This window comes from Candidatus Acidiferrales bacterium, from assembly GCA_035515795.1.
Taxonomy (GTDB): Bacteria; Bacteroidota; Ignavibacteria; order Kryptoniales; family JAKASW01; genus JAKASW01.
Genome location: DATJAY010000006.1, coordinates 24,078 through 42,090 on the forward strand (window position 1 = coordinate 24,078; position 18,013 = coordinate 42,090).

Below are 18,013 nucleotides of genomic sequence, written 5' to 3' on the forward strand. Positions count from 1 at the left end.
GAGATGTTCCACAATTTAAATTTCGAAAAAGGATAATGAATAAAACTGTCTCCGAAGTCGAACAAAAAGCGTTAACCTTGTCGGGCGAAAAACTCTGCTATTCTCCAACCGAGAAAGTAGGGGTGATAGTTGTCGAAAATTTTCCGATGCTCGGCAAACTTACCGCCCTTAGGTTCATAGAATGGGTTCAACATAATCCGGGCGGCGTCGTTTCTCTTCCGACCGGGAAGACCCCAGAGCATTTCATAAAATGGGTGACGCAGTTTTTGGAGAATTGGACTGATCGCAAAGCCACAAAAGGACTTGAAGAAAATGGAATTGATCCCACACTTAAGCCGGATATTTCTTCCCTTCACTTTGTTCAGATAGACGAGTTTTACCCGATCAATCCTGAACAAGAAAACAGTTTTTTCCATTATGTGAACAAATTTTATATAAAAGGGTTCGGCTTTGATGAGAAAAAGGCGATGCTAATTGATTGCCGGGAAATTGGTTTGTTCAATGGAAAAAGGATGGAAGACGTTTGGCCCGATGACAAGGTAGATCTTACTTTGAGGTTTAGGCAGGCAAAAACAGGGCAGGAACGTGTTCAGCAAAAGGTGCTTGGAAACATCGATCAATGGTGCGCCGAGTATGAGGAAAAAATCCGCGGTCTTGGAGGCGTTGGATTTTTTTTGGGGGGAATTGGTCCGGACGGCCACATCGGCTTCAACATTCGCGGCTCAGACCTGAACTCAACGACACGGTTAACTCCGACAAATTATGAAACTCAAGCGGCGGCCGCGACCGACCTTGGAGGAATCGAAACCTCACGGAGCAGGCATGTCATTACAATCGGACTGAGTACGATAACATATAACCGTGAATGCACTGCGATAGTGATGGCGGCAGGCGAAGCTAAGGCACAGGTGGTAGCGGACGCGGTTCAGCACAGTAAACATGTCCGATATCCCGCAACTATTCTTCAATCTCTCCCGAATGCGAGGTTCTATTTGACGAGAGGCGCTGCGAAGTTACTACTTGAACGCCGGTATGAAAGAATCAGGTCGAAGGCGACACTATCAGACCAAGAACTTGAAGAAATCGTCATAGACCTCGCTGTCGAGAAAAGGAAACGCATTCATGACTTGAACAAGGACGACTTCGACGGGAACAGATTCGCGGCCGAGGCATTGCGGAGAAGATCCGAGGGAGTCGAAGCGATCGTCAATACCGTCGAGAGAAAGCTCGTACAAAGAATCGAGAGCGGAAGCAAATCTGAACTTAACACAGTATTCCTTCACACTGAGCCGCACCATGATGATATAATGCTAGGATACCTTGCTTATGTAGTCCGCCGTGCGCGAGACGCTTCTAATAAGCATACCTTTCTGACTTTAACAAGTGGATTTAATTCAGTCACGAATCATCACATGTTGGATCAGTTGAAGAATTTGAAGCACTTCCTCGATCATGGAACATTCGACAGACTTATCGAAGATAACTACTTTGAACCGGATGGTGATCACAAGAGGAACCGTGACGTGTGGCAGTACTTGGATGGCGTCGCCGAGGGCAGCTCGAGAACAAAACGGGAGGGCGAGGCAAGACGTCTTCTTAGGAACCTTGTTTCTCTGTTTGAAAACGAAAGTCTCAACAAAGTGATAAGCAGGATAGATGAGCTGATTAATTATTTCGCAGATCAATATCCAGGAGCAAAAGATCCTCCAAATATTCAGCAGCTAAAAGGAATGACACGCGAATGGGAGGCGGAATGTCTTTGGGGATATTTCGGTTTCAATTCTCCATCGATTTTACATGCGAGACTAGGTTTTTACAAAGGGGAAATGTTTACGGAGGAGCCTAAGATTGAAAGGGATGTGCTCCCGGTTTTGGAGATACTGCGGCAGGTGAAACCCGACATCGTAGGAGTCGCTTTAGACCCGGAGGCAAGCGGTCCCGACACACATTACAAGGTGCTTCAAATCCTGGCAGAAGCTCTTAAGATGCATGAAAAGGAATCCGGAAGAGATGATATAAAAGTGATCGGATATAGAAACATATGGTACAAGTTCCATCCCGCGGAGGCAAACGTTTACGTTCCTGTATCATTGAATATGTTTGCCGTGATGAGCAACTCGTTCATGAACGCCTTCGCATCTCAACGCGATGCATCGTTTCCAAGCTACGAGCTTGATGGCCCTTTCTCCGAACTCGCCCAGAAGATACAAGTTGAGCAGTATCAAAAGTTGAAGGTCTGTCTCGGTCGAGAATTCTTCAATGAGCATCCGAGTCCATTGATCAGGGCGACCCGCGGGTTCGTGTTCGTACGTTCCATGACCCTCCATGAATTTTATCAGACATGCATGGAATTGAGGAAGACGACGGAAAATCTCTAGTGAAATTATATGTTAATGTTTGTTCTCTGCAATTGATCGATGATTCATGAAAAATAATGTTATTCGTCAACCTATTCAATTTTACGCACCCCACTATCCTCAAGAGGTTTTCAGATACTGAATTCGAGTCTTTTCGGGTATGCTGATCCAAAATTCAATTCAAATCTGACAGGCTGAGGGCTCCTTAAGGCTTAAGAAACACAAATCTCGTCACCCACATATATTTCCACTTAACAAAAACATTCTAAATAACTCCGCAAACTTCTCATAATTAAAAGTGCTCTCCAGCCGGCGTTGGCCAATTTGGGCGAATTTCGTTGGGTAAAGAGAAAAAATTTTGACTTGCTTTTATCGAAACTTTTTGTTAAAAACAAACACCTGCGTGGAGAGGCTAAATGGGGCACATAGATGTTGAGAATTCGGGAGGAGTATGAGAGAATTAGTGATACTGGTTAGGTCAAGAACTCTGGAGGGGTTTCTTTCTTTTGTAGTTCTTTTGTTCGTTGCCTCTCCATTGTATTCTCAGACGACAAGCAAGATTTCCGGCAAAATCACCGACGCCGTGACTGGCGAACCCCTGCCTGGCGCCAACATACTTTTGGTGGGTACTAGTCTTGGGGCAGCAACGGATCTAGGCGGCAACTTCACAATCCAAGGAGTACCCGTTGGTTCTTACACGATCCGGACCACCTACATCGGATACAATCCCAGGGAAACTCAGATCCAATTGGATAGTGGTACACCTCTAAACATTACCATTAGATTGCAGCCAGTAGCGGTTCAGGGAAAAGAAGTCGTAGTAACCGCGCAAGCAAGCGGGCAGAACGCCGCGATTAATCAGCAATTGTCATCTATGCAGATTACAAATGTTGTCTCGGCAGCCAAGATTCAGGAGCTGCCTGACGCAAATGCCGCGGAATCGGTCGGGAGATTGCCTGGCGTTTCGCTGATCAGAGAGGGTGGTGAAGGTTCGCAGGTCGTGATTCGCGGCCTCTCTCCTCAGTACAATCAAGTGACCATCGATGGTGTGGAAATGGCAAGTGATGTCGCATCCAATAATAATATAGTTTCCACCGATCCAAGTCAGCAGGATGCGACAGAATCCATCATGGGTGATAGAGGGATCGACTTAAGCATGATCTCATCGAATAGCCTTGGAGGAATTGAGGTAATAAAAGCTATCACCCCCGACATGGATGCTGCAGTACTGGGAGGGGTTGTGAATTTTGACATGAGGAAGGCTTCCTTGAGTTCACATGATCTGCTGCCGAATTTCAACGTCCTTGCGCAAGGTGCTTACGACCAGTTAAAGGATACGCGGAACGACTACAAGTTTGTTGCTTCGGCCGAGAATCGTTATCTCGATAACAGCTTTGGTATTTTCCTCGAGGGATCTGCTGAGAGACGCAACCTCAGTGACAATGAACTGGGTACGAGCTATCAATTGTTAGATAAGAGTCATGGAGATGCGGGAATACCGGAGCTGACCACATTGACGCTCCAGGATGCATTCAGGATCCGCAATCGCTATAACGGTACTCTGGTTATGGATTACCAGAGCGGCGGCACGAGCATAGGGCTGATGAACTTCCTCAGCTCAAGTGATACCAAGGCCACTTACCGAAGTGAGTCAGCGTACCCTCTCGCTGCATCTGGGGTGGGACAACTCTACTATGGTCTGGAGGAGACTGATACGAAGTTGAACGTTATGACCAATCTGCTCAGTGTGAAGACATCAATCCCGTTCTTCCAAATGGACCTGAGATTGTCTCATTCATATTCGCAAACGGAGGATCCCAATGATGCGACCTTTAGTTTTTATCAGGATCAGGCCGGGTTCTCGGGAGGAGTTGGGCAAGCCATATCTAAGAATCCCCCTGATGTGATTGCGTCCTACATCCAACCTAACGACACCACTGCGATACTGGACAATATTAACAACGGTTACTCGCTAACAAAAGAACGCGTTTATCAGGCAAAACTCGACTTAGATCATGATTTCAATCTCTCTGACTTCGTTTCTGCCAAGCTGAAATTCGGCGGTATGTACCAATACAGGATCCGCTCGTACGATTACAATCAAAGAAACGGGTCGACCAGATTCGATGGTGGGCAGGCTGTGCTCACTGATTTCACGAGGAAGTATCCCAGTCTGTCTATGAATGGAGGTCTGAACCTGAGCAATTTTGTTTATAATGGATATAGCTACGGGAATTTTCTGAACGGTCAGTACACCTTGGCGTACCCCCTAAACGACCAGCTGATGTCAGACCTGGTTTCCATCGCAATGATCAGCGAGCACCCCGGCACCGTGTACCAGGGCGGCTACATGGAGAACAAACTGGAGTCAATGATAAATGATTATTCAGGTAACGAAAAAAGAAGTGCGGCATACGGAATGCTAACTATAAATCTCGGTGACCAGATCACAGTTCTGCCAGGTGTTCGGTATCAGAATCTCTCGACGGACTATACGGCACCACAAGCGCTGTTCAGCAGTAGCGACCCGGGATACACGATCGCGAAAGGTCGCACTGCTATTGATACTGCCGTGACCGAATCTCACGGCTATGTTCTTCCTATGGGGCATCTCATTTATAAGCCGCTTGACTGGCTACAGGTCCATTTTGCATACACTAACACCATTAACTACCCCGATTATAGCACGATCACTCCTCGATTTTATGTCGGGACGAATTTCATCTCCTATAATAATTCTCGTCTTAGCCCGGCCACTTCCGAGAACTTCGACCTTGTTCTGTCTGTATTCAACAACGATATCGGACTGTTGTCTGTGGACGGATTCACAAAGCGTATCCAGGATTTGATTTTCTACTTGCACGGATACGTCAAGTACGCTGATCTAAATAACTTCCCTGATGTTCAGCGAAGCGCCAACCCGAGTGTCGTTTACGAATTTACTACTTACACAAATAGTCCTATCCCCGTCAACGTGAAGGGAATCGAGACCGACTGGCAGACACATTTCTGGTATCTGCCCGGACCGCTGTCGGGACTTATTCTCAGCGTGAACTATACGCATATATTCTCCAACGCTACTTATCCCAAAGACACGTTGGCAGTCGTTTACGATGAGAATGGACTAGCCCAGAAGACTGTAGTCAATACTCCTTACACTGCACGTCTTCTCAACCAGCCCGACGATATCCTCAATCTAGCAGTTGGTTATGATTACAGAGGGTTCTCGGCGAGAGTATCCGTGATTTATCAAAACAACGTTTTCAAGCAGCCTGCCTTCTGGCTCCAGGAGAGGGTGATTTCAGCCGCATTCACGCGCTGGGACGTTTCGTTAAAACAGGACCTTCCATGGTCTGGACTCCAACTCTACTTGAATCTCAACAACGTTACAAGTGCCAACGACGTCAGCATTAATGAAAAGACAAGTTACCCGGCGTCGGAGCAACGATACGGCTCCGAAGCAGAGCTGGGGTTTCGTCTTAAGTTGTAGATAGAGAGTAAATCGATGATCGAATTTGGATCCCAATCTCGTCGAGGAGGTGATGGAAAGATATCAGACTCTGCTTTGCTGCGCACAGCAATTGTGCATATGGATTTTTCCAAAGAATTCGTTTTTATCTAATAACCTAAAGGAGAAACACATGAAGAGACTGTCATGGTTTGTTATTTCAGTAGTTATGGCATTCATTGCCGTAGCGACACAGGTGTATGCCCAGACGCCAGACACCCTTGTCATCGCGCCGCTTCCCCCTGGAAATATCAACACTGTAATCAACAGTGACACTCTTGCCGGAGGAGTGAGAGCACATCCGAAGCGCGTTTACGTGCTGCGACATGGTGTCGTCTATCAGGTAAGTGAACCGATGGTGATCAACGGTTCGATCACGATCGTTGGAAATGACACGACGGCGGGACTTCGTCCCCCTGTCCTTGCACCGACGATCCTGCCCGATAACTCATCGGTGGATCATTACTTTGATCTGAACGGTAAGGGCGGCGTCGTTACCATCGAGGACGTATACATGACCAACTTCCGCGCGGACACGCTTGTGACCGGATGGAATGATTGTATTCGCCAGAACGCGGATAGCGTCAAACTCACATTAATCGGCGACGTGTTCGAAGGATGGAATCACACTGCGCTATCGATTGGCGCCCAATGGAATAAGATGCTTGTGGAGGATTGTGTTTTCAGAAATGAAATACATCCCTCTGCGTATTTTGGCGGCGGAGCGATGCTTTCGGCCTATACGAACAACTTCGACACGGTCATATTTGTGAACAACACCTTCTTCTGCAATAATTCGTATCTCTGGTCCATCCGTGGGTATTGTCCCAACCCCATTTTCTCACATAACACGGTCGTTTATGGAACAGTAAATCCATTCCTCACCCGACAGATGCAGAACATGCGGTGCGACAATAACGTTTTCTACTCATTGAACGCCTACGGTGGAGTTCCTGAAGACGTGATAAATGGAACATTCCTGAATTTCCCCGACACTACATCAAGCGGTATCATCATGTTGAGGCAACAAGACAGCACGAGTTCGTGGCATACGATGTGGAGTAGTGCCTTGGGCGGCGGCCCCATAACAGGACCTCAGTATTTCATTGGTACCGGCGGTACAGGCAATGCAACTGTCACTGCGGCGATGGTCGATCCTACAAAGAGCTTCATTGATATTCGGAATAATGACTATTTCTTGCCCCAGAACTACCTTGATTACTTAACACACTACAATGATACCGTAACGACGAAAGACAGCGTCGACATGCCGGATGGCAGCAAGGTGTTCAGGCCGAGGACACTTGCCAAACCAACATGGATAACTGATTATACGAAGTATACGTTGGGCGTATTGATTGGTGAGGGCGCTCACGTGGATACATCGGGTACCATGTATGTGGATCCGGGATTTGGCACCACGGTCCAGAACCAGCTAGGAAGCCTCATTAATTACTTAAACAAGATCGCTCTCAACTTCGGTCCTGATACCTCCTGGTACTTCTACCCGACGAGCGGAGCCCTTTATCCTCCCACTTGGCCGCTGCCGGAAAATCTTGCTTACACCAACACTAGCTTGCAGCATGCTGGTACAGATGACTATGCCCTGGGTGATCTGAATTGGTTCCCGACTCAAAAGGCGGCATGGTTGGCTGCAGGTGGACTTGCACTCGGAGTACACAAGACGCCAGATGTATTGCCCGTCAAGTTTGACCTGAGCAACAACTATCCGAATCCATTCAATCCGTCGACAAACATCAGAGTTAGTCTGGTCAAGAATGGCTTGATGAGTCTGAAGATATATAATGTCCTTGGTCAACTTGTGAAAGTTGTAGACGAAGGCTATAAGCAGGCTGGCACGTATGATTACAACGTCAGCATGGATCAATTTGCGAGCGGACTCTACTTCTACACATTGCAGCAAGGTGGAAACTCGTTGACGAAGAAAATGATTCTTCTCAAATAGTCTAGCTCTCCTTCTGTTTGGTTCCGGGACTGCTGGCCACGGGTCGGCAGTCCCGGTTAATTTATCTTGTAGGAGTCTTATAGCTGTAGTCATGATTTCGAAATGTCAAACCTAATTGCATTACGCGGTTTCAGCCGGAGAAAAGTTCGCGGAAGAATTGCCATGAGTCTCGGCATTGCGGCTCTAGTTGTTCCCTCATTCATTGTCACTCCAACGATCGCAGCGGCGAACTCGAACATAGGTGGTAACGTGAGGGATGCCCAAACTCACGAACCGCTTCCCGGGGCAAACGTTATATTGGTAGGCACCAGCATTGGCGCCTCGAGTGATTTGAATGGTCGATATGTGATCCGGGACGTACCGTCAGGGACGTATCTGCTTCGTGCGACTTATATCGGCTATCGCTCGCTCGAGCAACGTGTCGAAGTGAATGAAAATGCGAATGTTCCTCTGGATTTTGCACTTGAACCTGTGGGTGTACAGGGGCAGACTGTGGTGGTCACCGCACAGGCGAGCGGTCAGAACGCCGCAATTAACCAGCAGCTTTCCTCGACACGAATCACCAACGTCGTATCGGCGGCCAAGATTCAAGAGCTGCCTGATGCCAATGCCGCAGAGTCAGTCGGAAGACTGCCGGGCATCTTCCTCGTCAGGGAAGGGGGAGAAGCAACCCAAGTTATCATTCGTGGTCTCGCTCCCAAATATAACCAGATCATGATTGACGGAGTCGAAATGGCTCCAACTGATGCGGGAGATCGTGGTACAGACTTGAGCATGATCTCTTCAAGCATGGTTGAAGGCATCGAAGTCACTAAAGCTATTACGCCGGATATGGATGCGGCGGTGCTTGGCGGCATAGTGAACTTCGATTTGAGAGAGGCACAGCCGAACGAATCGGGGCACTGGCTCAATTTACTGGCGCAAGACAGTTACGACAACCTCGAGAATACCTATGGAGATTACAAGGTTGTCGGAAGTATAGAGCATCGGTTTCTTGAACAGCGATTGGGTGTTTTCGCAGAAGTGGACATAGAGAAACGAAATTTGACATCTAATGAATTGGGAGCAGGTTATTCGCATAATGCCCCGTCCCTCGATAAGCCGTTTCCAATATATCTCAGCAGTCTGAATCTTAACGACGTGTTGAGAGATAGAAATCGCTATGGTGGCACAGTCACATTAGACTACAAACTGCCCGACGGAAAAATCGACCTGATGAATTTTTTCAGTTCCAGCGAAACAAAAATTCAAAATCGTGGCGAATCTTACGGATTATACACCAGCGACTACCATTCTTATTCGATTACTGATTCAAGAAATTTGTTGGGCGTGATCACGAATCTTGTTGAATTCGAAAATTCGTTTCCGCTGTTCACCGTTGATGCAAAACTCTCCCATTCATATTCAGAAAACAGAGACCCGGATGATTTGTCCGCAAACTTCTTTCAAAACAATGTTGGATTGAATCACCAGAACTATTGGACTTTAAATCCACAGCTGATTCCGCCTTTGTCTAAAGACAGTCTTGCTGCTACCTTTTTTCAGGGGTTCAGTAATTCCGACAATTTTGCCAGGGATAGAGCAATCACAGGCTCTCTTGATTTTCAATCGAACATCAACTTCAGCAATGAGATTACAAGTACATTAAAGTTTGGGGGAAAATTTCAGTATAGGGAAAGATCATATTACTATCACGAAGCAGACGGGGCATTGATAGTCAGCGGTTCCGATATCGGGAAAGCAATTCTTGCTGCATTCCCGTGGATGGCACCGAGTGTGTCAAATCCGGAATACTTGCCGATAACTCTCTTCGAAGACTCAAGTTTCAAGTATGGGAAATTTCTTGGCGGAGATTATCCGATGAAAGTCCCGGTGAATATAAATCTGATGCGTCAGGTTCTCAGTCTTGTTGAGAATTACGCCCTGACTCACAATATTTCTGATTCGTGGGCCCCGAACGCCGTCCAGTCTGCCACGAACAACTACTCTGGACATGAGGACGAGAGTGCGGCCTACGTGATGGTCACGACGAATTTCGGTCAGCAGTTTTCACTTGTACCAGGCGTTCGGTATCAGGTGCTGCAAACAACCTACACTGCCCCGAGGGGAGTTGAACAGGGCGTTTCGAGCAGGACTTATGCATACACCGATACAACCATGGTTGAATCACATGGTTTCTGGCTTCCCATGGTTCACCTTATTTACAGACCCCTTACCTGGCTTCAAGCGCATCTAGCTTATACGAATACATTAACATATCCCGACTACAACACAATTACACCGAGAATCGATGTGCCGACCGGAGGCGGCACAATAGTCTGGAACAACTACGCTTTGAAACCCGCAAGCTCTGCAAACTACGATGCTGTCTTGTCGTTTTATGATAACAGCATTGGACTGTTCAGCGTGGATGGCTTTTTGAAGCATATTGATAACCTGATATTCCCGACAGGGACTCGATATGTTATTGACCCGGCACAGTATCCGGGAATTCCGAGCAGCTCAGCCGGTGCTGCGATAAGTACCTACATAAACAATCCCTATCCTGTAAACTTGTGGGGGGTGGAAGTCGATTGGCAAACTCATTTTTGGTACCTCCCGGATCCCCTTTCCGGATTGGTGTTCAGTTTCAACTACACGCATATCTTCTCCGGTGCCAAATACCCGAGGACAGTGGTCAACACTCAGTATTTGAATGTTCCACCTTACGTCATAACCACTTACGATAACACGTTTTATTCTGACCGACTCATTGACCAGCCAAATGACGTAGTCAACGTGGAAGCGGGATATGATTACAAAGGTTTTTCGACTCGTGTCTCCGTGATATCTCAGTCTAACGATTTTGTGGGACAGAGTTTCTATCCACCGGAAAATGTAAATACAACCGAGTATTTGAGATGGGACCTTTCTATGAAACAGGATTTGCCTTGGTTTGGGACTCAGATATTCTTTGATCTTAACAATATCAATAGTGCGCGCGAAGTGAGTGTTCTTCAAGGCACCGGGTTCCCGGAGGCCGAACAGCATTATGGCATGACTGCCGACATCGGCGTCAGGTGGAAATTATGATATGGAACCTCGAAAGACGGGGAAATTATTTCCCCGGGCAGAATTATTCAACCGAGAATTTCAAAAGAAGATAGAGGAGAGAACAAAGGACAGATTCAAGGTTTTAACAAGATGCACTATGATTTCTAGTGCGTATTGTTAATTGAAGATTCACAAATTTATTCACAATTAATCGAATGGAGGATCTTTATGAAAGCTATTCGTACCATCTTGCTGGTTGCACTGGTGGTAAGTTTCGGCGGTGCCTTTGGCCGGGCCTTTGCTCAAGCGCCGGACACTATATGGGTTGCCGCCTCGCCGGCAGGCAACATTAATGACTTTATACAAGGTGACACGCTGGGAAACGGCAGCAGAGCTCATCCAAACGCCGTGTATAAATTGTATATGGATTCCATTTACTATTACACCGGCACGATAAACGTGAGTTTTCCCTTGGCAATCATTGCCGACACCGGATCATCGCACCGGCCCCCCATAATTGCGCCGGCTATTCTTCAGGACAACTCCTCACCGAGTACCCTTTTTAATGTTCTGTCCGGCGCACGAAGCTTCACATTCAAGAATATTTATTCGACCGGCGTTCGGCCGGATCAGAAGGTCAACAATAATTACAGTAACTTCGTAAATATTGTTGGCGATAGCACGAGGTTCGTATTTGACAATTGTGTATTTGACAATCTGGTCGGCGCAGCGATCGTCGTGGGAAGCGGCAATTACAACAAATTCTTCATGACGAATTGTGTCTTCAGGAATATGATACCGTATACACAATATTTTTACGGGCAGGCTTTCCTTTCCGGAGGAGGTGCGCCGACTGATACGGTGGAAATGATTAACAATACCTTTTTCTGCATTAACGCCTACGCCGATGCGAACGTGTACTACAATACCTATACTCGTTTTGAGCATAACACGGTATTTCTGACTGCGGTAAATCCGTTGAACGACTTTGTGATGACAAATGCAGTTTACAAGAACAATATCTTTTATGGTACAGCCGAGGAAGCTCAGACACAAAATGAAATACTCGGTGACTATCAAGACGATACTCCGTACGGGACTTCAACATTCAGCTTCGATTCGTTGAATGTATATTTGCCGGTTGCCACTCTGGGTCTGAGTGAAGGAGCGCGAAAGATCCTCGTCGAGAACAACAGCGTCTTCTGGTCTCAGACGGTAAGGAATTTCTGGGCAACTCCGCTCATGGATACTCTGGTGCCGCCTTATGTTTTCAACGGGAGAACCCAGCGTATGTTCAATAACAAGACGGCTTGGCCGGGACTCTATCAGGCAGGTAATGACAGCGTCGCTGATCCCGGGTTTTTGTCAGCGGTCACTACACAGGAGGACAGCTTGATCAAGTACGTGCAGCTGACCCGAACCAACGCGTTAGGCACCTATTTGTGGGATTATGATCCTGGCAATGCCCCGTTATTTCCGCCGGCATGGCCCCTCCCCGAGAATCTCAGATATACTAATTCGACTTTCATACACGGCGGAACCGACGGTTATGCTCTGGGTGACCTCAGATGGTTCCCTGAGCAGAAAGCAACATGGGTGCTGGGTGTTAAGTCGCAGCCGAATGATATCCCGACAAAGTTTGATTTGAGCAGCAACTATCCAAATCCGTTCAACCCGTCCACGAATATAAAAGTGGATCTGAAGCAACCTGGATTGATGAGCTTGAAAGTCTACAACATCCTGGGTCAGCTTGTGAAGGTCGTAGACGAAGGATACAAGCAGGCTGGAACTTACGTGTACAACGTGAGTATGGATCAGTATTCCAGCGGAGTCTACTTCTACACGTTGCAACAAGGTGCAAATTCGATGACGAAGAAAATGATGCTTCTCAAGTAGTTTGCTTCTCCTTAAGTGAAAGATCAGTCCCGCGAAAGCGGGGTGCCGCACCAACGAGAATAGGATGACATTGGCGCGGCAACGGGGATTGTTGAAAAAAAGCAGCAGTCCCCGCTGAGCTTTTCATTTTTGACTATTCACAAGAAAGACCAATAGCTTCAGAGATCAGATATGTGAACGAGCAAAGACTGGGGTCTAGAATGCGTTACGGTTATTTTGATGACATAAATAGAGAATACGTGATCGAGCGGCCGGATATTCCCGTATCGTGGACGAACTACCTGGGGGTGAAGGATTTCTGTACGGTAATCTCCCATAATGCAGGCGGCTATTCTTTTTGCAGGTCCACGGAGCATCATCGTATAACGCGATTCAGACAAAACGGAGTTCCTTTAGATAGGCCAGGGCATTACGTTTATCTGCGCGATGACGAGACCGGCGAATACTGGTCTCTGTCATGGCAGCCGGTCGGCAAAGATTTCACGAAGGCAAAGTACATTTGTCGCCATGGTTTGTCATACTCGAGGTTTCAATGCAATTATCAGCAGATTGAGGCGGAACAGCTTCTGTTTGTTCCATTAGAAGATGATGTGGAGCTTTGGGATGTAAGAATAAGAAATCGCGGTACGAAGCCGCGCAAGTTGAGTGTATTTTCATATCTCGAATTTTCGTTCCATCATGTCGAGATAGATAATCAGAATCTGCAAATGAGTCTCTATGCCGCTGGTTCGAACTACAGCGACGGAATTATTGAGTATGATTTTTTTTATGAACCGTGGTCTTATCATTTCTTCGCCTCAAATTTCCAGCCTGATAGCTACGATTGCGTAAGAGATAAGTTTATAGGGAATTATCGGACTGAAACAAATCCGATCGCCGTGGAGCGCGGGACATGCGGGAACAGCACTGACCTTGGCGGTAATCACTGCGGCTCGCTTCACAAGAAGTTGGAATTGAAACCCGGCGAAGAGATGCGGATGATTTTTATGTTAGGTGTCGGATCGCGCGAGGAAAAAGGCTTGGACGTAAGACTAAAGTTCTCAAATCTGAATAACGTTGACTCCGCTTTTGATGATTTAAAAAAATACTGGGATAAGAAGGAATCTGTTCTCCAATGCAAGACGCCGAACCAGGGTTTTAACTCGATGGTCAATACGTGGAATTTATATCAGGCGGAGACTTGCGTGGTATGGTCTCGATTTGCGTCATTCATAGAAGTAGGTGGCAGGGTGGGGCTTGGTTATCGTGATACGTCCCAGGATGTGATGGCAGTTCCTCACACAAGTCCGGACAAAGTCAAAGAACGTATGATCGAACTTCTTCATGGTCAGGTCAGTCGAGGCTATGGTCTGCATCTTTTTGACCCCGAGGTTTTTAAGCCGGTCGAGGACAAGTTGCCGGGCGTAAAGCTCCCGACGGTCGTTCCGTCGCCAAATCCTTCCGACATTATTCATGGGATGGACAGCGTTTGTTCGGATGACGCGCTGTGGATTGTTGCGTCTGTTTGCGAGTACGTCATGGAGACAGGGAATGCCGAGTTTTTCGACCAGGTAATTCCTTTTGCGGATGCTGGGGAAGGAAGCGTTTACGAACATCTTAAGCGCTCTTTGGATTTCACAGCAGAGCAGACTGCTGCCAACGGCATTTGTTTCGGCCTGCGCGCCGATTGGAACGATTGCTTGAATCTTGGAGGAGGACAGAGTGCCATGGTGTCGTTTATGCACTTTTGGGCGCTCAGGTATTTTGTGGATGCGGCTAAGTTTCTCGGACGGGAGAACGATTTCAAAAAGTATTCGGAAATGGCTGAGAAAGTACGCACTGCGATCGAACGGGAATTGTGGGACGGCGAGTGGTACGCCCGTGGTGTCACCAAAGCCGGAATTAAGATCGGCGTCAAAGCAAATGAGGAAGGAAAAATTTTCCTCGAGAGTAATAGCTGGGCCGGACTTTCCGGTGCTGCTTCGCCTGAACGGGCCTGCAGTGCCATGGATGCTGTTCATAAATATCTTGCCTCCCCTTACGGTATTCATCTCAACTGGCCCGTGTTTACAAAGCCGAACGACGATATAGGCTATGTCACCCGCGTTTATCCGGGTCTGAAAGAGAATGGATCAATTTTCAATCATCCCAATCCATGGGCAGTAATTGCGGAGTGTAAATTGGGACGCGGGGCATTAGCAATGAAGCTGCATGATGCATTGCTGCCATATAATCAGAACGACATGATTGAGATTCGAGAAGCCGAACCGTATTCGTACTGTCAATTCGTCATAGGGCGGGACCACCCTTCTTACGGGCGAGCGCGGCATCCGTGGCTGACCGGAAGCGCAGGTTGGAGTTACACGGCTGCGACGAAATATATTCTCGGTATTCGTCCGTCGTACACCGGATTGGTTATCGATCCATGTATCCCGGCCGGCTGGAAAGAATTCGAGGTGCAGCGCCGGTGGCGAGGTGCTACTTACAACGTCAAAGTAAAAAACCCAGATGGAGTTGAAAAAGGTGTTAGGATTTTGAAACTGAATGGAGAAATTATTAATGGACAGATCCCCGTGCAAGGAGTGGGTTCGGTCAACGAAGTCGAAGTAACGATGGGAAAAGTAACGCAGTCGAAAACGGGCAAGAAGCCCGTCACTGCGAAGGGAGTATCCGAGGGTGCCACTTCAGGACACACATGAACTAGACCGGCACTGATGACTCTAAGCTGTCAAAGTGACATGCGCCCGGAAATGAACTCATAGTAATTTTCTCCGTTGATTTCTATCCTTATCGTCCATGTCAAGAACTGGACCGCGCATATTCTGCTGAAGAGAAAGGGAGTGAATCATTACTCCCTTTTCTCCACAAGAAGAGGGGTGACGAAGAATTCATATCATGGAAAACGGTACGACGCATTTTCAGCGCGATTGCGGCATCGACGGTTCGTTAGGATTCCACAGCGGGTTCTGAATCAAAATGAAAATGATGAATAGTACAACGTCAAAGATTGAACAAAGAGCATTAGCTCGTTCCAGCGAAAAACTCTGTTATTCTCCCGTTGAGAAAGTAGGTGTAATCGTCGTCGATAATTTCCCCATGCTCGGTAAACTTACGGCTCTCAGATTTCTTGAATGGGTCCAGCAAAATCCAGGCGGAGTAGTTTCTCTTCCCACCGGAAAGACCCCGGAGCATTTCATAAAATGGGTGACATATTATCTTCGGAATTGGAAGAACGGCAAGGTCGCAGAAGAACTCGAGGGAAATGGGATCGAAACTTCAATCAAACCCGATATTCCTTCGATGCACTTTGCCCAGATAGACGAGTTCTACCCAATAAATCCCGGACAGGAGAACAGCTTCTTCCACTATGTAAACAAATTCTATATAAAGGGGTTTGGTTTCGACGAGAAGATGGCAATGCTGATAGATTGCCGTGAAATAGGTCTGCCTGACGGCAAGATGATCGAAGATGTGTGGCCCGATTACAAAGTCGATCTGACATTAAGATTTCGACATGCCAAGACCGCGCAAGAACGTTTACAACAAAGGGTTCTGGAAAATATCGACCAATGGTGCGCCGAGTATGAAGAGAAAATCCGCAGTCTTGGTGGAATAGGATTTTTTTTGGGTGGAATTGGTCCGGACGGCCACATCGGCTTCAACATTCGCGGCTCAGACCTGAACTCAACGACACGGTTAACTCCGATAAACTACGAAACACAAGCAGGAGCGGCAACAGACCTCGGCGGCATTGAGACTTCAAGGAACAGGCATGTCATAACGATAGGTCTGAGCACGATTACCTGCAATGACGATTGCGTTGCTATTGTGATGGCGGCAGGTGAAGCGAAAGCACTCGTCGTTGCCGACGCAGTCCAGCACGGTAAGCACGTCCGCTATCCGGCAACAATTCTGCAATCTCTTCCAAATGCAAGATTTTATTTGACAAAAGGTGCGGCAAAACTTCTGTCTGAACGCCGGTATGAACGGATCAAAGCAAAGTCGGCGCTTTCTGAACAGGAGATAGAAGAAATCGTCATAGACTTGGCGATTGAGAAAAGGAAACGCATTCGTGACTTGAATAAATCTGATTTTGAGGCGAGCAAACTTGCAGGTGAAATTCTGAAGAAGAAATCCGACGGGATAGAGTCCATAACCGGCGAGGTCGAACGAAGGCTCATACAAAGGATCGAGAGCGGAAGCAAATCGGAGCTTAACACCGTATTTCTTCATACTGAGCCGCACCATGATGACATAATGTTAGGATACCTTGCTTATGTGGTCCGCCGTGCACGAGACGCTTCTAATAAGCATACCTTTCTGACTTTGACAAGCGGGTTTAATTCCGTGACGAACCATCACATGCTAGATCAGCTGAGAAATTTGAAATACTTCTTGCGTAATGGAGCATTCGTTAAACTATTTGAGGAAAACTACTTTGAGCCGGATAGTGATCTTAAGAAAAACCGTGACGTGTGGCAGTACTTGGATGGCGTCGCCGAGAACAACACGAGGACCAAACGTGAAGGTGAAGCAAGGCGTCTTCTTAGAAATATTTTTGGCCTCTTCGGCGGTAATAGTGCAGACCAAGTCGTGGCTAAGATAGAAGAGCTAATCAATTATTTTGAGACTCAATATCCGGGTGCGAAGGACCCTCCGCATATTCAGCAGCTGAAGGGAATGGCCCGCGAGTGGGAGGCTGAGTGTCTTTGGGGATATTTCGGTTTTAATTCACCGGCGATTTTACATGCCAGGTTGGGTTTTTACAAAGGGGATATTTTTACGGAGGAGCCCAAAATTGACAGAGATGTGTTGCCGGTTCTGGAAATATTGCGGCAGGTGAAGCCGGACATCATAGGAGTCGCTTTGGATCCGGAGGCAAGCGGTCCCGACACGCATTACAAAGTGCTTCAAGTTATGGCCGAGGCGCTAAAGATGTATGAGAAAGAAACAGGGAAGAGTAATGCAATAAGAGTGATCGGGTATAGAAATATTTGGTACAGATTTCATCCGGCGGAGTCAAACGTTTATGTCCCCGTATCGCTGAACATGTTTGCTGTGATGAATAACTCGTTCATGAACGCCTTTGCGTCTCAACGTGATGCTTCTTTCCCAAGCTACGAACTCGACGGTCCTTTCTCGGACCTTGCTCAGAAAATACAGGTGGAACAATACCAGAAGCTGAAAGTCTGTCTCGGCCGCCAATTCTTCAACGAGCATCCAAGTCCGCTTCTCAGGGCAACTCGAGGATTTGTGTTCGTGCGTTCCATGACA

Annotated in this window: 7 protein-coding genes; all 7 read left to right on the top strand. The window is 47.2% G+C overall.

Annotated features, from left to right (window positions below; all coding sequences use genetic code 11):
• Positions 1-35: 35 nt before the first annotated feature.
• On the top strand, positions 36-2,378 hold the full coding sequence (locus VLX91_04795) for a hypothetical protein (GenBank protein HUI29514.1): 2,343 nt from the start codon (positions 36-38) through the stop codon (positions 2,376-2,378).
• Positions 2,379-2,808: 430 nt separating this feature from the next.
• Positions 2,809-5,847 (top strand): TonB-dependent receptor, encoded by a 3,039-nt coding sequence (locus VLX91_04800; protein HUI29515.1) that lies wholly within the window; start codon positions 2,809-2,811, stop codon positions 5,845-5,847.
• Positions 5,848-5,998: 151 nt separating this feature from the next.
• Positions 5,999-7,831 carry a T9SS type A sorting domain-containing protein gene (locus VLX91_04805; protein HUI29516.1) on the top strand — a complete coding sequence of 611 codons (1,833 nt, stop codon included), beginning with the start codon at positions 5,999-6,001 and terminating at the stop codon, positions 7,829-7,831.
• Positions 7,832-7,933: 102 nt separating this feature from the next.
• Positions 7,934-10,903 carry a TonB-dependent receptor gene (locus VLX91_04810; GenBank protein HUI29517.1) on the top strand — a complete coding sequence of 990 codons (2,970 nt, stop codon included), beginning with the start codon at positions 7,934-7,936 and terminating at the stop codon, positions 10,901-10,903.
• Positions 10,904-11,092: 189 nt separating this feature from the next.
• Positions 11,093-12,760 carry a T9SS type A sorting domain-containing protein gene (locus tag VLX91_04815; protein HUI29518.1) on the top strand — a complete coding sequence of 556 codons (1,668 nt, stop codon included), beginning with the start codon at positions 11,093-11,095 and terminating at the stop codon, positions 12,758-12,760.
• A 200-nt stretch (positions 12,761-12,960) separates the two neighbouring features.
• Positions 12,961-15,438 (top strand): hypothetical protein, encoded by a 2,478-nt coding sequence (locus VLX91_04820; protein HUI29519.1) that lies wholly within the window; start codon positions 12,961-12,963, stop codon positions 15,436-15,438.
• A 286-nt stretch (positions 15,439-15,724) separates the two neighbouring features.
• Positions 15,725-18,013: hypothetical protein (locus VLX91_04825; GenBank protein ID HUI29520.1), on the top strand; the 2,289-nt coding region annotated here is incomplete at its 3' end.